Genomic DNA, 421 nt, shown 5'->3' on the forward strand with positions numbered 1-421 from the left:
AAGTATTAATTTAGAGGGTGCACGAAATAGCTCAGGGAGTGTGGTTACTCGCACAACTGCAGATGGTTACGCACAGAAATTTGTCTATGATAGCGCACGTAAAGAGTATGTGAGTAAAGCAGGCAGTGGCGCAGATGACACGCTGACATTCAATGCAGATGGCAGTGCGATACTCAAAATTGATGGTACTCACAACAAAGAGCACTATGACGCCGCGGGGCGTTTAACGGCGATGCAGGGTCCGCAAGGTCACCAAACCACCATAGAATATACCGGTGAGCGTGCGAGTAGTATTTTAACTAAAACCGCAACGGGCACAGAAAAAACCGCCCTGATTTATAATGCGCAAGGGCTGATAGAAAAGTTAGAAACCCAATCTGATGCCACCGAAGCAGGAAAAAGCGGCGCCAATACGCGTGTG

Annotated in this window: 1 protein-coding gene; it reads left to right on the plus strand. The window is 48.0% G+C overall.

Annotation, left to right across the window (positions count from 1 at the left end):
- A partial coding sequence (locus tag J8L98_RS24655) for a hypothetical protein (protein WP_210998693.1) occupies positions 1–421 on the plus strand: 421 nt, incomplete at both ends.

The sequence above is a fragment of the Pseudoalteromonas sp. MMG013 genome (assembly GCF_018100885.1).
Taxonomy (GTDB): domain Bacteria; phylum Pseudomonadota; class Gammaproteobacteria; order Enterobacterales; family Alteromonadaceae; genus Pseudoalteromonas; species Pseudoalteromonas aurantia.